We start from the raw sequence: 17,792 nt of genomic DNA, 5'->3' as shown, positions 1-17,792 counted from the left end.
CATATAAGCCCTATGAACGGTACGAGGACTGATGCAAATGGGACCTCGTACGCAGCCCAAGGTCTGCTGATCGGCCGGAGCGGCCCTTGGCCTAAGGCGCGGAATCGGGCTGAACTGCACCAGTTACCGGACATTCAATAGCTGGCACTACCAAGCAGCAGCTTCTCATTTCAAACATCGGTGAAAGCCAACTCCCGTTGTGATTTGGTGATACGCGCTTTGGCTCGTCATCGGGGGGGCTTGCCGACCTGTCGAATCGGCGTCAAAAGAGGTCATTGTTATCTGCCGGTGGGGCGGGAGTCGGCGCAGGTCCAGGCACCCCCGCGGTCATCAGGCGCAAAATCTCGCGCAGCTTGTCCAGTAGTTCGTCGAACGTGACTACAACCACGTCCCTTGAGGAGTGGCGGAACAGGTCCAGCGAGCGCTTTTCTTGGATCGCGGTCGGCGCTGTGCCGGCAATCACGATGCAGTGGACCGCTGAAACGTGCGTGTCTTTGAGCCCGGGGTCATGGGACTTAGCTGCGAAGTTGTTCAAGAGCTGGAAGCGTTGGTCGAGCACTTGCGCCATCGTGCTGGTCAAGTCCTTGTGTGGCGCATGCAGGTCGCCTCGGAATGTCTTGGTCTCAATTAGCTTGGTCGCAGGGCGCTTGATCTCAATGAGGGCGAGGCTGCCGGTAAACCTCTGTGCGAACAAGAAATCCACGATGCTCTCGCCAGCGCCACGCAGCATCGTGCCGCCGACGTGCGCCTGGTCTTGAATCATGATCACCGGATGGGGGAATGCTAGCCCCAGGACGAAGGGGTTGGCCTTGAAGAATGCTTGCCACTTCGGCTCGGGCAGGTTCTTGCTGAGCATGTCTTCGATCTTGGCGATCAGTTCCTTCAACGTAACCTGCTCAATGACTGCCTTGAGCTCCAGCAATTGCGACGGCTGATCCGCGGCAATCTTGGCTGCGTCATCGCGGATGACCGTGGCCGCCGCGAGGCGGTCGCCGGGGCTGCGGTTCTGCGCGCGCCCGCCTAGCTTGACCAACTCATAGATTTCGCCGGGCGCCACCTTGGGGAAACGCCGCTCGAACTGGGCTGGATCGGCAACGTGCAGCAACTCATTAAAGGCAAGCAACTGGCGTTCGCGCAGCGACCGCGCTCGTGAGCGCGTGGTGATCGAGTCGATGGATCGTTTGATCGCCGAGAACCGGTCGATGCCCAGCTTGAACTTGGGCAGCTCTGCTGACGCGCCATTGCCCGGCTCGATCACTAGCTCGGTGATGCCGTGCATTTCGAGGATTGCGAGTGGGATCAGTCGGTACTCCCACTTAAAGCCCAGCCCGTATTTGGCGTGGCGACCAAAGCCAGTGGGCAGGCTTTCGAGCATGGCGTCGAAGTCCATGATGTCCTCAGGCAGCCACCAGGGCTCACCCTCTTCGGCTAGCACGGTGATCGTGGTCAACTCGTCATACTTCGGGGTCAGGAACGTGGGCCGATACGAGGCCGAAACCAGCGGGAACATGGTGAGCGCGCGCTCGGTCACACGTGCGAGAAGCACCGTTTTCCGGGTCTTCTCCGTCCCGTCTTTGGGATAGGCCTCGCCATGTGCATAGATCTCGACGCAGTCTTCGCCGCCATAGATGCACTGATTTAGTGACACCAGCATCGCCTCGGCGTCGGAGTCGGGTTTGGCGCTAAGCTCGAGGCCATCGCCGAGCCCACCTTTAGGCGCCGGGTCAGTCTCCTTGTCGAAGAAATCCTCTGCGATGTCTTCTGGTTTGTCGGGCTGACTTGTGTTCTTTTTCGTCACCGTTGTCCCTCGTTTATATCGACAAATAGGTCTTTGCCCAGATTTTCCCAGCAACGGGCTTCGGCGATTGGTCCATTGACGGTGTCTGCCGTTGCGGTCAGCCTCGAAGCTTGCTGTCGATCGCGAGGTTGAACATGGCCAAAGTCGCGCACCGCGTGAGCGTTCTTCAGGTGGATGCCGATGGCCCAGATGTCTTTGGGCGTGAGTGACGCCTTCTGCCCAACCAACGTCCCCTTGTTCCAAGCTTCCGAATGTTCACTGATCCATGATCGCTCCCTGGTGTTAATCGGAGCCTGATTCCGGAACTCATGGCGGCCAGCAGCTATCGGGGATGATGCTCAACGCGTATTATCGGCCAGTAGCCGCCATTGGTCGACGGCTGCTTTCTGGCGCCGCAACCGTCAGTTGGCGGCGATGGAGGCTTGCGGCGCGCATTGCCTGAAATCGAAACCCCAGTCCCCATTGGTCAGCACGATTGAGGCTGCGGGCAGGTTCGACTCCGTCCGTAATCGCAGTGGCGAGAAGGGCTTTGCCCATACCCGCCCTGGTCTCCTGACTGAGCGTCACGGAGGCCATCGGCGCTGGAAGTCTCCTAGCGAGTAAAGGCACTTGGAAGACTGAGTCCGTGGGTCTGAACACCCACAAAAAGGAAGAGAAGAATGCGAATAGCCAACTTGAGAATCGAGAACTTTCGGGGCGTAAGAAGTGGCTTTGTGCAGTTCGGCAGACATCCCGTTCTTGTCGGAGACAACAACACCGGCAAGACTACCCTGATCGAAGCTTTGACTCTCGTGCTTGGCAGAGATCGCCTTGTTCGCGAACTGACCGAGCATGACTTCTTCGGGTCCAACCCACAGGCTGCCGATAGGATCAAAGTCGTAGCAACGGTCACCGATTTTCCCGGTGACGACCCAGAGCAGAGTAGCCAGTGGTTTCGTGATGAGAGGGCGGTTGTCAAATGGCTTGACGAGGTGACAGGCCATGTGCATCCCGCGCGCAAGAACCCTGCGTGGAAGCTGTGCTGTCAGCTCGGCGTTCAAGCGCGCTTCGATCAGGACAGCTTGGCAGTGGAGACCGTGCGCTACTTTTATGACCACGATGAACCCATCGATCCTTTCGCAGATGAGGCACCGGCCTCCGTCCCAGGCAAGCTCATACAGGAGCTGAGCTTCTATCTCGTGCGTGCGAGCCGGACCTGGGACAAAGTCTTTTCATGGGGGAACGAGCTCTTCAAGCGCACCGTGTTGGCGGCAGCTGCTCAACCTGCGGATGCACTGCTCGCTGAACGAGATCGTCTGCGGGCGCCAGCTCAGCCAATCGACGCTGATCCCGGTATTCAACCGCTGATCCAGAATCTGAACAACGAGCTTGCGCTTTCATTTCCGAATGCTCCGAAAGTCCAGTTGCGGCTCACCAGCACCGACAGCCGGTCTGTGATGGAGGCAGTTTCAGCTCACTTTGCTGGAACCGATGGCTTCAGTATTCCCGCGGCGAGACAGGGCAGCGGCCTGGTGTCCATGCAAGGCCTACTACTGCTGCTCGAACTCGGTCGCGCCCGCGCTGCAAGCGGTGGTGAGTTTTTGATGGCTCTGGAGGAGCCGGAAGTCCATCTCCCACCTTCTGCACAGCAGCGCTTGGTTCAGCGTGTTCAAGCGCTGTCCACTCAGACCTTCGTGACGACCCATTCGCCGCTCGTTGCCAGCATCGCAGATCCGACCTCGGTGCTGATCTTAAAGAAGCATGATGGCGTTCTTTCAGCCGAGCCATTCCTGGCAAGCCCACTCACCGCGGCGGCTCCGAACTGGAAACGCAAGTTCTTCCAACACAGCCGGATCGATGTATTGAGTGCATTGATGCAACCTGCACTCCTCGTTCCAGAAGGCAGAGCCGATTTCCAACTACTGCGCTGCATCCTTAGGCCTTTGATGATGACCGAAGGATGGATCGACACGATGAGGCGCCCCTTCGGCATCGAAGTCGGCGTGGTTCCCACAGAAGATGCGAAAGTCATTGAAACTCACAAACTGATGCGGCGGCTTCACAAGTGCGTGTGCTGTCTGGTCGACGGCGACGCAGCTGGACTGGACTATGCGGATCAACTAAGGCAAGGCGCCGCGCCGCCAAGTGCGATCATCCGTTGGCACGACGGCGCAATGATTGAGGATGCCATCGGGTGGATTCTCAGTGCGGACGAGCCGACAGTGGTAGAAAAGCTGGCTGATATATCTCCGCAGCCTCCTGCTTCGAGTGCGGCGGTAGTGGCGTACCTGAAGACGAAGAAGATGGACATCATCGCCTATGAAAGTCTTGCCGAAGCCATTGCTACGACGCCAGCCTGTAGGAAGCGGGCGGCAGACCTGCTGAGCGGTCTGGCTTCTGCTTGTGCTGGCGATGAAACGACTCAGCACTTTGTTCGCGGAGCCCATGGAGTGTGGGTGTTTCAGCCGTGACGGTCCGCGCGTTCACCGGTGGTGCTGGTTGCGGCAAGACCCACAAACTCATGGAATCGCTGTCTGCGTATCTGGACGCAACACCTCTCCAAGTCGGTCAGAAAGTCCTAGCGCTCACATTCATGCATGGATCTCGTAGGCGTTTGGAAGAGCGTCTCGGGATGCTTCAGAACCTGAAGGGCAAAACGGAATGCGCGACTATTGACAGCTTTGCATGGCGTCTGGTTCGGCGTTGGCGTTCGCTTGCCGCCGCTCTCGGCTTTGTGAACATCGCACCGAGTGAGTACGAAAGCGTATGTGAAGCTGCCAGTGCCCTCGCGCAGGTCAAGGAGGTCCGAAACTGGGTGGCGGCGACGTTTCCTATCCTTGTCGTGGACGAAGCCCAAGACATGACCGTGAATCGTCTTGGCATGGTTGCAGGTCTGGCCAACAGGTTGGAGGTCTTCGTTGCTGCCGACGAGTTTCAATGCCTCAGTGAGGAGCTTCGACCCAATCCGGCATGCGCGTGGCTCTCTCTGGTATGCGCGCCTGAAGAACTTACGCAGCCGCGTCGGACTAAGGTCGATGAGTTGCTCAATGCAGCTCGAGCGATTCGCGCCGGCGAAGCGCCTAAGTCAGAGAAATTCTTCGTGATTGCGCAAACTTCGACTCCACCGCTGGCTGGTGCATGGATCAACTCCAATTTGCGCTGGTACGGCGGAGGCAAGAGTGTTGCAATCATCACGCCAACCCATAGAGCTTTTGCCATAGCTGCATTGGCCTGGGCCGCTGAGAACAAGACCAAAAAAGGTGCAGGCCCGTACAGCATCCCGTGGGAACAGTCTGAAGCAAAAGCTGCAACCGAGTATCTCGCAACGATCCAACTTGCGGACCAAGCTGATGGTCCTTCTATCGCAGCCGTCCTCGCGGCTGCTGGTGACGCTAGAACAGCCAGGGATGTGACCGAATGGCTGGAGATTCAACGTCGGACCAGGTCGAAGGTGGAGTTCTCAAAGGATGAGGTCGTAAAGTTGGTCGAGCAATCCTTTACCCAGCGCCGTCAATCTCGAAGAAGCGAAGTTCGTGGATGGAAGGGGATGACGGTTCACGGTGCCAAGAACCGAGAATTTGACAACGTCATTGTTCTCTGGCCGGCAGCGGTGGGTGGCAGCGACGACCAGAAGAGGCGTTTGCTCTATAACGCAGTGACACGCGCGAAAGAGCGATGCGTTGTTCTTGTGCAGGCATCTGCCCATATGGGCCGGCCTCCCTTCGCGTGAAGCACTGAACCGCCCCACGTTTCGAGGCGTCCGATGGGTCTGGTTAGGCAGACGAACGGCACGATTGGGTCGGATCCTGCCAGCCGGCAGCAGGGAAAGATGCCGTTCGACCCTAAAGTAGCCTGGATGACAGCTGACTGCCTGATGGCAGCCACTCCTTCCGCTGACCATGAGCGTCAGCAATGGCCGACGACCAGCCTTCCGCCTTGGCTTACAAATCGCACTGGCGCTAAAAATCTTTGGCTCAAGTCACCACTGCGACGATGAGAGCGTATTTCGTAGCCACTGGAGAACCTTCGCAACCCTCGTGCAATCCCGAAACCATGCCAAAAGATTGAGATTACCCCTACTCCCGAGACTGCACAGCTAGCTGCTTGCACTGCGTTGCTTTGGTCGTGCCAACCGCCGCCGCAGTTCGATGACTTCTGCAGCCATTCGCGATGTCCGTTCTGACTCCAAATTTGATTGAAGTTCGGCTACCTTTGCGGATAGCGCCTCCGCATCTTTTACCTTGGCACGTAACGCAGCAGCCTCCTCGGCAGCCGTCAACGCCCGCAGCTGCCATTCGCTAAGCTCTTGCCTGATTAGCGAGAGCTGACCATCTGATTTCGACAAATGATCCTGAAGCCGCTGGATTTCCTGCTCCCTCATCTCAAAGCGCGCAAGCAAGTCCGCCGACTCCGCAAGCAGGTCCGAATTGTCGCGACGCGACGCGTCGAGCGCTAGTCGAAGCCCGGCTGTCTCACGAGAAACCTGCTCAACGAGATAGCTCTGAATCCCGCGCTCGATCTCCTCCGGAAGTGTTACGGGTGAGAGTTTCTGCCGCTCACGCACCTCGCTCCACTCGTTCAGAAACCTTAGTATTGTATCCATGCTTCCCCGACCTAGCGCTGCACGCATAGCACGCGCGGTCGGATGCTCACCTCGTGCAAGCATCTGCTCCGCATGCCCCCTTACTTCAGCCGCTGTAATCGTCGTCTGTCGCATCTCTTGCCTCCGCCAGCGTGTGTAGTTTGTGCTCCGTTACGTTATGGAACGTTACGATTGACCTCGTGACCTCGTGACCTCGTGACCCGGACCCGAGGGTAGTGGTGAGCGCGGTTTGACCCGCTGCGCCTCAAGTTTCCACTCGACCGGCCGTTTTGCGCTGCACGATATGCGCACTTCGAGGGCGCAAATGCTCTCGTCCACAACGGCACTATCAGTCAACCACGCGGCAGCCACGCCCGGCCTAAACTCGATATGAAAAATCGAGACGCGCCCTTCCCGTCCCGTCAGCACGAAGTGCGAGAAAAGCCTGGATAGAACAGTTCTGACATGTGCGACCTCAAGTTCACCATCAAGCAGCTTCCCGGCCAAATCCTCGGGTGTGAGGCTCAACTGGGCTACCAGATCTCGCTTCAGGAGCACGTCTGCGGACCCCTCCGCTCGTTTGAGCGCCTGCTCCGCGACTTTCAGCGCATCTTTTGCTGCGGCGTATTCGGTCTCCGCCAGCTCGTCAGAATCGGGATCCAGGCTGATCAAGCGCAGCACTCTCTGCGCACGTTGCTTCGCGTGCTCGCGGGCAAGCCGCAGTCGTTTGAGTTCGGACTCAGGGTCCTCGGAAAGGCGTTCTTTCAAGCGCTCACGAAGCTCGTCTAACCGATCAGCACTCAGCGTGTAGCTGAGGGCGTGTCGCACGACCTGTTCGATGCCTCTCTTCGATATAGTGGGAACCGCGGCGGGTGCCGCCGGATCAGCCGCTCGCCGGTTCGAGATACACCCCCCGCACGAGAACGCGCTTCCGCCCGACGTCGCTGATAGCAAAGAACCGCAGTGACCACAGCGCATCCACCCCGAGTAGATATTTCGCCCACCTCCGTACTGAGTACGTCCCTCACCACTTCTTGAACGGGGTTGAGCTGCGTACCACACTTCATCGGAAACAATCCTGAGCAGCGGGCGATCGAACGAGATCGCCTGCGGGGTCAATTTTGTTTTCTTCCGAAGCTTCCTCGCCTTTGTTTTCGCGAATGAGCTACCGTTCAGAATGAATTCACCGCGATAAATGGCGTTCTCTAGCAGCCGCTGTATGCCAGCCGCTCGCCACAGTCGACCGTTGCGGGGCGTGGGAACTCCGCACCCGTTGAGCCAAGCAGCAATGCTTCCGAACGACTCACCTTTGCCGCGCCGCGCGTACATTTCACGCACGAGGCTGGCACTTGCCTCATCAACACTCCACTTTGTACCCAACTCGCGGCCATTCTCAAGGACCCGCTCTGATTGATAGCCGATCGGGGGCTGCGCAATCATGTAGCCACGTTCAAGCTGCCCGCGCATCCCGCGTATCACGCGAAAGCTCGTCGCTCTGCTCTCTTCTTGAGCCATCATGCCTTGTATGTTGAAGACCAACCGCCAACCCTCAAGCGCTGAGTCAATCCCGTTCGCTGTCAAAAAGCGGACCCCGGTCGAGTCGATCGACTCAAACAGCTCGAGTTGCTGGCGCCCGTTCCGCGCAAGTCTGCTCAGTTCATCGACGATCAGTATGTCGATCCGCCCCTGCTCCCAGGCGTCCATGAGCTTGCGATAGCCCTCGCGAGACGCAGCTTTGTCAGCTCGAAAGCTCGACACCTCTTCGTCAGTGAACACCAGGGCGTTGGATGTCGGGTAACCGTGTCGCTCGGCGATGTCCCTGCAACGTCGAAGTTGATCGTCGATCGACGTCGGGCTTTGTGATTCATCAGAGTAGCGCGCATAGAACGCCAAAGTTGACGCTGCCACTTGCAGCAGTGTTGCCGAAGTACTCATTCCGTATCTTCTCCAGATCTTGACGTCGCCTTCGCATGCTCAAGATCAAGATCAAGCACGAGACGTTCGACGAGGAGCGAAATGAGCGCGTCGACCGGGGGCGGCAGTCCGACCAACCCAGCGGCGGGTCCATCAGTAGGGACTGCACCCCGTATAGCAACTGGCGCAACTCTTTGAGATTTTTTCTGATTCCCCATCACTTATCCCCTCGGCGCACTTTTTTCGTTCCGCCCCGTTTGAACCGCGCCCTAGTCGCTAGACTCGCAGTCAGCAGCTCACAAACACGTGACGCACCCCCTTCGTCTCGCTGCTGACACGAAGTGGGTCCGTGAGACGTTGATGTGTAAAGCGAACTACTTGACGTATGAGACCAAGCGAGAACGGTGGGTTTTTCAGATCCGGGTGCCGACTGGACTCCGCTCCAACTTCGGGAACAGAACGACGATCCGAGTCGCGATCGGCAAAGTATCGGAGGGGGCTGCAAAACTTCGTGCGAAGGAACTGTGGGCGTGTTGGATAAAGCGCTTTGCAGACGCAAGAGGCATGTCTTCGGCTGAGCGACAGGCTACGCGGACGTGCGTCAAGATAGAACGCATTCACATCGACGAACGAATGACCAACCGCGTGCTTGCGTCGATTCGAGCGGTTAAACTCGGGGCATTGAAGCGTCGACTCGACGCACTTCGGGCTTCCGATGCGGACGCTTGGGGCAGAGAGGAAAGTGAGAGTCACAGGACGCTCTTGACGCTCAAGCATGCGGCAAAACGGGGAGAATCGACTGCGGCCGCGTGCGCTCTTTGCGAACTGGAAGCAAACCACTCGGTTGTTTTCGACATGAGTGAGCTTGAGCAGCGGGCCTTCGTCGACGCCTTCAATGCTGACCAAGTCTCGATCACGAGACACTGGCTCGATGTTCTCGACGGCACACGAAAGTTGACGGACTTGAGCGTCAACGCGGACGAAATGCTGCCCCTTGTCGAAGTGTTCGGTACAGATGCGGCAAAACTCGAGACTCTGCGGCGTGATCGGCTCAAACGGCTCAGCAAGCCGGTCCGGCCGAAAACAAGCGCCAAGTTTGAGCGGATCGCGCTCCAGCTTGCGGTCGTGCTGCAACGACGGCCTGTCGAATTGCTGACCGCGGCAGATCTCGAACGCCTTGCTCTTCAGTGGCAAGAGGATGGAAACACGGCGACTACAATTCGCGACAAGCTGACGATTTTGGCATCGTTGATAACGCCGGTTTCGGAAGCAGGGGGAACACTGTGCAAACGCTTCGTTCCCCGGACCGCCCTCATGCACCGCAAAAGACACCCGTTCACGGGCAAAGAGCTTCAGGCGTTCAGGACAGCCATTGAAGACCGCGAGCTTCCGGAGGACGACGTCCGCCTGGTGGAGCTCATGACGCTCACCGGCGCACGACTGGGCGAAGTCCTTCAACTGAAAGCGACGGATATTGAGCATCTCGCCGGGAATCAGTTCTCCGTGGCTTTCAGCGATGATGAGCACACTCTGAAAAACGGCACATCGGTCCGTGAGATCCCAATCGATCTCACTGGGCTCACGGAGTTTAGAAAGTGGATCGACGCGAGAGTGGCGTCCGGTCAAAGGCTCTTTCCTGACGCGACCCCCGACAAGTACGGGCACTTTGGGAACGCCGAGAGCAAGCGTCTCAACCGCACCCTCCGCATGATCTCGTCTGATCGCAGACTTGTTCTCCAATCCACACGCAACACCGCCGGGGTGAACCTTCGCCGCGCTGGAGTTGATCCGCGTGTCCGGCGGCGTCTCCTGGGGCACGCGGATATCGACATACACGACAGGCACTACGATCCGGCTGAGCTGTTGACGGCTGAAGACTTGATGTGTGCAGCCCCGACCCTGAACAGTCTCGTTATCGACACTCAACCCGCCCGCTCGGAAATGACAAGCTGATGGGGGCATCATGTACCCTCCCGGCCGTGCCAGAGCGAGGTCGGGCTGAGTAACTGAGCAAGCGTGGGCGCATCTTCGCTTCGCCCGACCCCGGCGCGCCGCAGCTGTATTCCAACGTGCTGCATGAATGCAACGACACTGCCGGGCTGTTCAATGAGCGACGCGCTGAGTTCAACGTAATGCCCGCCTCTTTGCGCTGAGTCATCGCTCACGCATGCGCTGTCGAAGTGAAAGATTACGCCCCTGGAAACGAGCTCAAAGCTCACCAGACTGCTACCCGGATCACGGACCTCGAAGCTTTCGCTTTGGTGCTCTAGATAACGCGCGAACATCAACTCGGGCAAGAGAAGCACCGCGCCTCCAACGGTCGGCCAGCCGACGGAGCTCCGACCGATTGCATTAAGCAAAAGCGGGATGCTCGCGGATGCATCCAAGGCACGAGACGCTCGTGCATCCGCAGCAGCTAGCTGCAGGATGCATACTTCGAGATGATGCCGTGCCGATAGGAGCCTCTCGCGGGCAACACTGGTACCAATCTGCTCAATGGAGAGAAAATCGAAAGTCAGGTTAAGGAGCCCGTGCTCCAGGTATCGCTCGCAGAGCTCAGGAACTTCAAGCCAAACCTCGAGCGCATTCTGATACCCGCGACACAATAAGCAATCCAGATCGGCAGCGAAGCCCGCTAATGAGCCAGCAAGCCCAGAGACCGCCGTATTCCAACCCTGATCTATTGCAATGTGCCGACGCACAAGCGGCTCAGCACGCAGCCGGATCCAAAGCCGAGGCGCGCGCAGGGCACAATCGACAAACCCCGTAATCTGCCGTTTCAGTATCTTTCTAGTTGCTTTGCGATATAGCCCGGTTTGCTTGTGCGACAAACGTGCGAGGTCAATCATTGCGGACACCTCCAACAATCCGCGGCAAGTTGACAGGAAGCTTGATCCGTTCAACAGCGCGAACGAGTGGAGCAATGGGCATTTCGCCATACGTGCGACTGACTGAACCCGAGACATGACCTGTTAGGGCGTCATGCACGTCTTTAGTAATCTCTGCAGCGCGGCAAAGCGTCTTGAACGTGTGGCGAAATGAATGAAAGACGAGTCGTGGATCCTGAACGTTCACCCCACCTCTGGAGCGCAGTTGGCGCATGAACCACTTCCCAAAGTTCGCGCCTCGGCGACCGTCGTGGTCAGGGTCAAGTGCGGGAAATAGCCACTTTTGCCGAGCTGCGCGGACGTCAGAGATGTAATCTACGAACCCGGACTGGATCAACTGAGCGTGGGCTGGAACGATCCGCTTTGAGCCCTCGGTCTTGACCCGTTGCTCGGGATCTTCATCTGTGACGCGAATCAGTACGCCGTGCTCGGGGTCGTTCAGGATGTCGATGGTACGAAGCTGTGCAATCTCCTCAAGCCGGAGACCACTTGCGAGGGCAATCATCGGGATCCAGATGCACGCCTCCCCGCCAGCGCCAGCAGGGCGAACACCCGTTCGATAGGCAGGGAGATCAAACAAGCGGGTGAGTTCGTTAGCCGTGAAGATTCGGCGCACGATTGTTGGGATGTCCGCCTTGGGTATCTTGAGGCCTCGTGCAACATTTGAGGGCAATACCCCGGCATCGAAACCGGTCTGAAGCAGCGTCGAGATCATGCCGACACGTTTCGCAACGGTCTTTCGTGCAAGCCCTTTCTTTAGCTGTTGATCGCGAAAACTTGCGATGTCTGCACGGGCCACTTCGGACCAAGGCAGCTTGCATTGGGCACGAAAGAAACGGATCGCAGCACGCATTTCCCGAACCGTCGTTGACGCGCGGTCGGGATCGATGCGTTTCCAACCAACGAGCAAGCTGTCGTCAGATACTGTGTTGGCAGCCGATGCGGGCGGCTTTCGCCTCGGTAGCGGTGAGGGAATGGATCCGATACTGACGTCGTTGTCGTTTCTCGTGGTTGAAATGTCCACGTGCTGAGACGCAAGGGAAGAACCAATCGCTTCAACCTCGGATGAAGCCAGACCGGCGAGATCTGCTTCGAAACGAGAGAGCCAGTCGCCTGCAAGTTTGAGCGCAACTATCTTCGCGAAACGCTCATCTACGGTCTGAAGATTGGTTCGGATCAGCGGACCGTGGTGCTCAACGAGGGGCTTGGGGACGCGAAGCTGGAAGTAGTAGGAACCGTGGTGAAACGTCAAGTAACTCATCGCAACATCTCCTAAAAATCAGAAATGCTGCTGGTGCTTGTACGCCACCGAGTAACACCACGTGCAGAAGCGCTAGACGCGCTTTACCTAGAAACGGCGCCGGATAGCGCCGTTATGGTGTTACTGGCGGAGAGGGTGGGATTCGAACCCACGGTAGGCTTGCACCTACGCCTGATTTCGAGTCAGGTACATTCGACCACTCTGCCACCTCTCCGCTCGAAGGTCGCGATTATAGACCATTCGCGGAAAAAGTGAAGGGGTTCGAACGAATTTCAGGCCGTGGGCGAAAATTCGTCGAAAGCGCGCACGGCTTCTGCTGCATACATCAGGGCCGGGCCGCCGCCCATGTAGGTGCATACGGCAAGGGTTTCCATAAGCTGCTCGCGCGTTACACCGAGACGAATCAGCGCCTTGACGTGAAAACCGACGCAGGCGTCGCAGCGCGAAGAGACGCCGATCGCCAGTGCGATCAATTCCTTGTCGAGGGCAGACAGGGCGCCCGCCTTCATTGCAGCTTTCGACATGGCGCCGAATGCCTGCATGGTGTCGGGGATCTCGGAGCGCAGGTTGCCAAGGGCTTAAGAGACGTCACCGGTGATCTGGGTAAAGGATTTGGACATGGGGGTTCCAGCAGTATTTAATGAAACGCTAATTTACCATCTCGCTCAAGTCTGTTTCATGACTTCGATCAAAGCAGCATTGCGCAACGCAGCACGGCTCACAGGTTGATTGCAGATCGGAGAGGCTACGCGCAGAATCCGGCGACCTCATCGAGCAAACGACGCCCTTGCGCCTTTTCCTTCTGTTTCTTTCCACGCTTCTGCTTGCTGCCTGTGAGCCACAGCCGCCAGCCCGCCTGCCCGACTTCCGGACGCAGGGCGAGCTGCGGGTCGCCACGCGGATAGATGCGATCTCGTACCGGGAGGACGAGGACGGCACGATCTCGGGTTTTGAGCACGACTTGCTGGAGCGCCTCGGGGAATCTCTCGGGGTGCCTGTACACTACGTTATCTACCCTGATGCAGCGCGGGCAATCGATGCCGTACTCAATGGCGAGGCCCACATGGCTGCAGCCGGGCTCGCACGCAATGATCGCTTTCCGTTGCGCTGGTCGGCACCGCTGCGGGACGTCGAATATGTTCTGGTCGGCACAGCGGGGAGTCCCGAGATCACGCGTGAAAGCGATCTCGCTGGACGCACGGTGACCGTGCGCAGGGGCTCGTTATCGTCGGAGACCATCGATCGCATCCGCAGACGGGTTCCGACCCTTACCGCGAAGTACGCCGCACGCGAGGGCGATCAGGTGCTGCTCGCCCAGCTCGCCGAAGGCCGGCACGACCTCGTCGCAACCGACCGCGTTCATTACAGCGTGGCAGCACAGATCGCGCCCGAACTTACCGTGGCCTACGAGTTGCCCGTCAAGAGCCATGTTGCCTGGGCTCTGCCGATCGAAGGTGACGGTGGCTTGGCCGGGCACGTTGCCACCTTCATTGAGGAGGCGCGGTCGGGCGGCCTGATTGCCCGCATCACCGACCGCTATTTCGGCCACGTCCGGCGACTCGACGAACAGGACATCACCACCTTTCTTGCCCGCATTCAGGAGCGCCTGCCCCGCTACCTCAAGCACTTTCAGGATGCAGAAGCGAAGACCGGCATCGACTGGCGCTACCTCGCGGCCATGGCCTACCAGGAGTCACACTGGGACCCGCTGGCCACCTCACGCACCGGGGTGCGCGGGATGATGATGCTGACCTCGGAAACGGCAGACCGCCTCGGGGTGAGCAACCGCCTGGATGCGCGCGAGAGCATCCTGGGCGGCGCCCGCTACTTCTCAATGATGGTGGACCAGCTGCCGGACGAAATTCCATCTCCGGACCGCCTGTGGATGGCAACAGCGGCGTACAACCTGGGGATGGGGCACTTCAACGGCGCGCGCGCGATCGCTCGCCGGCTGGGCAAGGATGAAACTTCGTGGTGGGAGATGAAGTCCGTGCTGCCGCTGATGTCGCGGCCAGAGTATGCGGCGCGCCTGAAGTCGGGACCCGCACGGGGTGGCGAGGCGGTCATCATGACCGAGAACGTGCGCAACTTTCACGACATTCTGACCCGCCTGCATGTTGTCAGCCCTACCCTGTCGGGCTCACCGCAACTGCGGTTGAGCCGACAGGAGTAGGCAGGGTGGCTCAGGCGCCAGGCGTGAGCACCTCGATACCACCCATGTAAGGACGCAGCACCGCAGGCACTTCGACCGATCCGTCCGCGCGCTGATAGTTTTCGAGCACGGCAACCAGGGTACGACCGACCGCGAGACCCGATCCGTTCAGCGTATGCACCAGTTCATTCTTGCCCTGGGCATTCTTGAAGCGGGCCTGCATGCGGCGTGCCTGGAAGGCTTCGCAGTTCGACACACTGGAGATCTCGCGATAGGTGTTCTGTGCGGGCAGCCACACTTCGAGATCGTAGGTCTTCGCGGCAGAGAAGCCCATGTCGCCGGTACACAGGGTGATGACACGATAGGGCAGTTCGAGCTTCTGCAGAATGGCCTCGGCGTGGCCGACCATCTCCTCGAGCGCGGCATCGCTCTGCTCGGGATGGGTGACCTGCACCATTTCAACCTTGTCGAACTGGTGCTGGCGGATCATGCCGCGGGTGTCGCGCCCCGCACTGCCCGCCTCCGAGCGGAAGCACGGGCTGTGGGCCGTCAGCTTGATCGGCAGCACATCCACCGGCTGCACCTGTTCGCGGACGCTGTTGGTGAGCGAGATCTCGGCGGTCGAGATCAGATACTGCTCGGGACTCTCGTCGTCGCCCCCGCGCAGCACCCAGAACATGTCTTCCTTGAACTTGGGCAACTGGCCCGTGCCGACCAGTACGTCGCGATTGACGATATAGGGCGTGTAGCACTCGGTATAGCCGTGCTCGCCGGTCTGCGTGTCGAGCATGAACTGCGCAAGTGCGCGATGCAGGCGCGCAATCTGGCCGCGCATGAAGGTGAAACGCGAGCCGGAAAGCTTGGCACCGGTATCGAAGTCGAGACCGAGCGCTGCGCCCAGGTCGACATGGTCCTTGACCTCGAAATCGTAGGCAGCGGGCGTTCCCCAGCGACGCACTTCGACGTTGGCGGTCTCGTCCTCGCCCACCGGAACGCTTTCCTGCGGCAGGTTGGGCAGGCCTGAAAGGAAGTCGTTGAGCTTCTCCAGCACCAGCGGCAACGCCTGCTCGCAACGCTTCAGCTCGTCGCCGAGCTGGCCGACCTCGGCCATGACGGCGGAGGCATCTTCGCCCTTGCCCTTGAGCATGCCGATCTGCTTGGACAGGCTGTTGCGCTGGGCCTGCAGGTCCTGGGTACGGGTCTGGAGTTGCTTGCGTTCTTCTTCGAGCGCGAGGAAGGCAGCGGTGTCGAGTTGAAGCCCGCGCGTGGCCAGGCGGGCCGACACCACGTCGAGCTGAGAGCGAAGCATCTGGATATCGAGCATCGGTTATTCCTGAAGCGGTTTTGAATCAAATATTTAGACAGGGCAGCTGAGAACTTGCTGTTGCTCAGGCGTCTAAGCCAAGGGCCAAAAAGCGAATTTCGAGATTGCACCAAAATGGTACACTGCACAAATTGATTATATAAAACAATCGCTTACAACACATTCAAAGCATAAATTTTCTTGTAAATGAAACGCCAAAGCATAAAATGGAATGGGGAAACAAAGCTGCGTCAGACAGCACACAACTGGAGGAGTAAAGGATGCTATCCATTCGAGACTGCCTGGACTACTGTGATCTCACTGAAGACGAAGTTGCCTTGATTGCCGAACATGAAGGCATTCCCGACTGTGCGGCCGCTCAGATGGCCTGCGGTCTGGTGCAGACCCCCGAAGGGGTCGTACTGTTGACGCGTTACATGCTCGACCTGATCGAGAAAGCCGACGCTCGTGGCGAAACCGACAAGGCCACAGTGGCGCGTGACCTGTGCTCGAAGTTCATGACCGACCACCCTCTGCCGCACTGAGTCTCTCCGCATCAAATCCATCATTTCGCAGTCGTCAGCGTGAAGTCTGCGCCGGGTCGGGTCGCGCGTCAGCGGCCTCGTCCAGGCGGCGCAGATGTGCGAGCTTGTCGGCGATCTTCGCTTCCATTCCGCGTGGCACCGGCTGATACCAGCCCGGCGCTGCCATGCCTTCAGGGAAGTAGTTCTCGCCTGCCGCATAGGCTTCGGGCTCGTCGTGTGCGTAACGGTAGGTCTTGCCGTAGCCGAGCGACTTCATGAGCCGTGTCGGCGCATTGCGCAGGTGCAGCGGAACCGGTTCCGAACCGGACTCGGCCACATGCTTGCGCGCCGCATTGTAGGCCTTGTACACCGCGTTCGACTTGGCCGCGCACGCCAGAAAGATGGCGGCCTGGGCAAGCGCAAGCTCGCCTTCGGGCGAGCCCAGGCGTTCGTAAGTTGCACAGGCGTTCAGGCAGATCTCCTGCGCCCGCGGGTCTGCAAGGCCGATATCCTCCACCGCCATCCGCAGCAGACGACGGGCGATGTAGTGCGGATCGGCGCCACCATCCAGCATCCGGCACAGCCAGTAGAGCGAGGCATCGGGGTTCGAGCCACGAATCGACTTGTGCAGGGCCGAGATCTGATCGTAGAAGGCCTCGCCTCCCTTGTCGAAACGACGCAGGTTGCGCGACAGGGCCTGATCGACGAACTCGGCACCAACCGGATTCACACCGGCCGTTTCGGCTGCAACCTGAATCTGTTCGACAAGATTCATCAGGCGACGCCCATCGCCATCGGCAAAGCCGACAAGGCGTTCGCGCGCCGCCTCGTCCACTTCAAGCTCGGGGCAGGCGATCAGGCGCGCACGTTCGAACAGCCCATTCATCGTCTCCGCATCAAGCGACTCGAGCACATACACCGCCGCACGCGACAGCAATGCGGAGTTGACCTCGAAAGACGGGTTCTCGGTGGTCGCGCCGATGAAGGTGACGAGGCCCTGTTCGACGAAGGGCAGAAAGGCGTCCTGTTGCGACTTGTTGAAGCGGTGGACTTCGTCCACGAACAGAATCGTGTGCCGGCCGCGCGCCTTGGCTGCCTGGGCCTGCTGTATGGCCTCGCGGATCTCCTTGACGCCCGAGAACACCGCGGACAGAGCCAGAAAATCGGCATCGAAGCCTTTTGCCATCAGGCGCGCCAGCGTGGTCTTGCCCACACCCGGCGGCCCCCACAGGATCATCGAGTGCGGCTTGCCCGACTCGAAAGCCAGCCTCAGCGGCTTGCCCGGCCCGAGCAGATGACGCTGCCCGGCCACTTCGTCCAGCGTGGCCGGGCGCATGCGCTCTGCCAGCGGCACGCTTGGCGGCGATTGTGATTCGAAAAGATCGCTCATC

Annotated in this window: 13 protein-coding genes and 1 tRNA gene; 5 read left to right on the top strand and 9 right to left on the bottom strand. The window is 59.0% G+C overall.

Annotated features, from left to right (window positions below; all coding sequences use genetic code 11):
• Positions 1-262: 262 nt before the first annotated feature.
• On the bottom strand, positions 263-1,798 hold the full coding sequence (locus CEW83_RS02370) for a Shedu immune nuclease family protein (protein WP_108947914.1): 1,536 nt from the start codon (positions 1,796-1,798) through the stop codon (positions 263-265).
• 659 nt (positions 1,799-2,457) lie between these two features.
• Between CEW83_RS02370 and CEW83_RS02360 the strand changes: the two genes are divergently transcribed.
• Positions 2,458-4,248 (top strand): ATP-dependent nuclease, encoded by a 1,791-nt coding sequence (locus CEW83_RS02360; protein WP_108947913.1) that lies wholly within the window; start codon positions 2,458-2,460, stop codon positions 4,246-4,248.
• 50 nt (positions 4,249-4,298) lie between these two features.
• Entirely contained in the window at positions 4,299-5,507 is a 1,209-nt protein-coding gene (locus tag CEW83_RS02355) for an ATP-dependent helicase (protein ID WP_234418958.1), read from the top strand.
• 366 nt (positions 5,508-5,873) lie between these two features.
• Here CEW83_RS02355 and CEW83_RS02350 read toward each other — a convergent pair whose 3' ends face one another.
• On the bottom strand, positions 5,874-6,494 hold the full coding sequence (locus CEW83_RS02350) for a DNA-binding protein (RefSeq protein WP_108947911.1): 621 nt from the start codon (positions 6,492-6,494) through the stop codon (positions 5,874-5,876).
• Between the two features lie 51 nt (positions 6,495-6,545).
• Positions 6,546-8,294, bottom strand: coding sequence for a recombinase family protein (locus tag CEW83_RS02345; RefSeq protein WP_108947910.1), 1,749 nt, complete (start codon positions 8,292-8,294; stop codon positions 6,546-6,548).
• 741 nt (positions 8,295-9,035) lie between these two features.
• Here CEW83_RS02345 and CEW83_RS02340 point away from each other — a divergent pair.
• On the top strand, positions 9,036-10,226 hold the full coding sequence (locus CEW83_RS02340; protein WP_159099362.1) for a tyrosine-type recombinase/integrase: 1,191 nt from the start codon (positions 9,036-9,038) through the stop codon (positions 10,224-10,226).
• Between the two features lie 8 nt (positions 10,227-10,234).
• Here CEW83_RS02340 and CEW83_RS02335 read toward each other — a convergent pair whose 3' ends face one another.
• The 4 genes from CEW83_RS02335 to CEW83_RS02320 all read right to left on the bottom strand — a co-directional run bounded on the left by CEW83_RS02335 (position 10,235) and on the right by CEW83_RS02320 (position 12,988).
• A complete protein-coding gene (locus CEW83_RS02335; RefSeq protein ID WP_108947908.1) occupies positions 10,235-11,122 on the bottom strand; it encodes a hypothetical protein in 888 nt (295 codons plus the stop codon).
• On the bottom strand, positions 11,115-12,422 hold the full coding sequence (locus CEW83_RS02330) for a site-specific integrase (protein ID WP_108947907.1): 1,308 nt from the start codon (positions 12,420-12,422) through the stop codon (positions 11,115-11,117). The genes CEW83_RS02335 and CEW83_RS02330 overlap by 8 nt, the downstream gene beginning before the upstream one ends.
• A 124-nt stretch (positions 12,423-12,546) precedes the next feature.
• Positions 12,547-12,636 (bottom strand) — tRNA-Ser (locus CEW83_RS02325).
• Between the two features lie 58 nt (positions 12,637-12,694).
• A complete protein-coding gene (locus CEW83_RS02320; protein WP_234419053.1) occupies positions 12,695-12,988 on the bottom strand; it encodes a carboxymuconolactone decarboxylase family protein in 294 nt (97 codons plus the stop codon).
• Positions 12,989-13,209: 221 nt separating this feature from the next.
• Between CEW83_RS02320 and mltF the strand changes: the two genes are divergently transcribed.
• On the top strand, positions 13,210-14,595 hold the full coding sequence (mltF, locus tag CEW83_RS02315; protein ID WP_108947906.1) for a membrane-bound lytic murein transglycosylase MltF: 1,386 nt from the start codon (positions 13,210-13,212) through the stop codon (positions 14,593-14,595).
• Between the two features lie 10 nt (positions 14,596-14,605).
• On the opposite strand, the gene serS is transcribed toward mltF, so the two are convergent.
• A complete protein-coding gene (serS, locus tag CEW83_RS02310; protein WP_108947905.1) occupies positions 14,606-15,898 on the bottom strand; it encodes a serine--tRNA ligase in 1,293 nt (430 codons plus the stop codon).
• A gap of 260 nt (positions 15,899-16,158) precedes the next feature.
• Between serS and CEW83_RS02305 the strand changes: the two genes are divergently transcribed.
• Positions 16,159-16,422 (top strand): hypothetical protein, encoded by a 264-nt coding sequence (locus tag CEW83_RS02305; RefSeq protein WP_108947904.1) that lies wholly within the window; start codon positions 16,159-16,161, stop codon positions 16,420-16,422.
• Between the two features lie 34 nt (positions 16,423-16,456).
• On the opposite strand, the gene CEW83_RS02300 is transcribed toward CEW83_RS02305, so the two are convergent.
• Positions 16,457-17,791, bottom strand: a complete 1,335-nt coding sequence (locus CEW83_RS02300; protein ID WP_108947903.1) for a replication-associated recombination protein A — start codon at positions 17,789-17,791, stop codon at positions 16,457-16,459.
• Position 17,792: the final 1 nt, after the last annotated feature.

It is taken from the genome of Parazoarcus communis, assembly GCF_003111645.1.
GTDB lineage: Bacteria > Pseudomonadota > Gammaproteobacteria > Burkholderiales > Rhodocyclaceae > Parazoarcus > Parazoarcus communis_A.
The sequence above is the reverse complement of the archived record's forward strand: the minus strand, read 5'-3'. Positions and strand labels throughout refer to the sequence as shown.

Bases quoted from the DNA above. Each gene is read 5' to 3' on its own strand.
- CEW83_RS02355 (WP_234418958.1), top strand. From the start codon at position 4,299: ATGGAATCGCTGTCTGCGTATCTGGACGCAACACCTCTCCAAGTCGGT.
- CEW83_RS02345 (WP_108947910.1), bottom strand. From the start codon at position 8,294: ATGAGTACTTCGGCAACACTGCTGCAAGTGGCAGCGTCAACTTTGGCG.
- CEW83_RS02335 (WP_108947908.1), bottom strand. From the start codon at position 11,122: ATGATTGACCTCGCACGTTTGTCGCACAAGCAAACCGGGCTATATCGC.
- CEW83_RS02360 (WP_108947913.1), top strand. From the start codon at position 2,458: ATGCGAATAGCCAACTTGAGAATCGAGAACTTTCGGGGCGTAAGAAGT.
- CEW83_RS02350 (WP_108947911.1), bottom strand. From the start codon at position 6,494: ATGCGACAGACGACGATTACAGCGGCTGAAGTAAGGGGGCATGCGGAG.
- serS (WP_108947905.1), bottom strand. From the start codon at position 15,898: ATGCTCGATATCCAGATGCTTCGCTCTCAGCTCGACGTGGTGTCGGCC.
- CEW83_RS02305 (WP_108947904.1), top strand. From the start codon at position 16,159: ATGCTATCCATTCGAGACTGCCTGGACTACTGTGATCTCACTGAAGAC.
- CEW83_RS02330 (WP_108947907.1), bottom strand. From the start codon at position 12,422: ATGAGTTACTTGACGTTTCACCACGGTTCCTACTACTTCCAGCTTCGC.
- CEW83_RS02300 (WP_108947903.1), bottom strand. From the start codon at position 17,791: ATGAGCGATCTTTTCGAATCACAATCGCCGCCAAGCGTGCCGCTGGCA.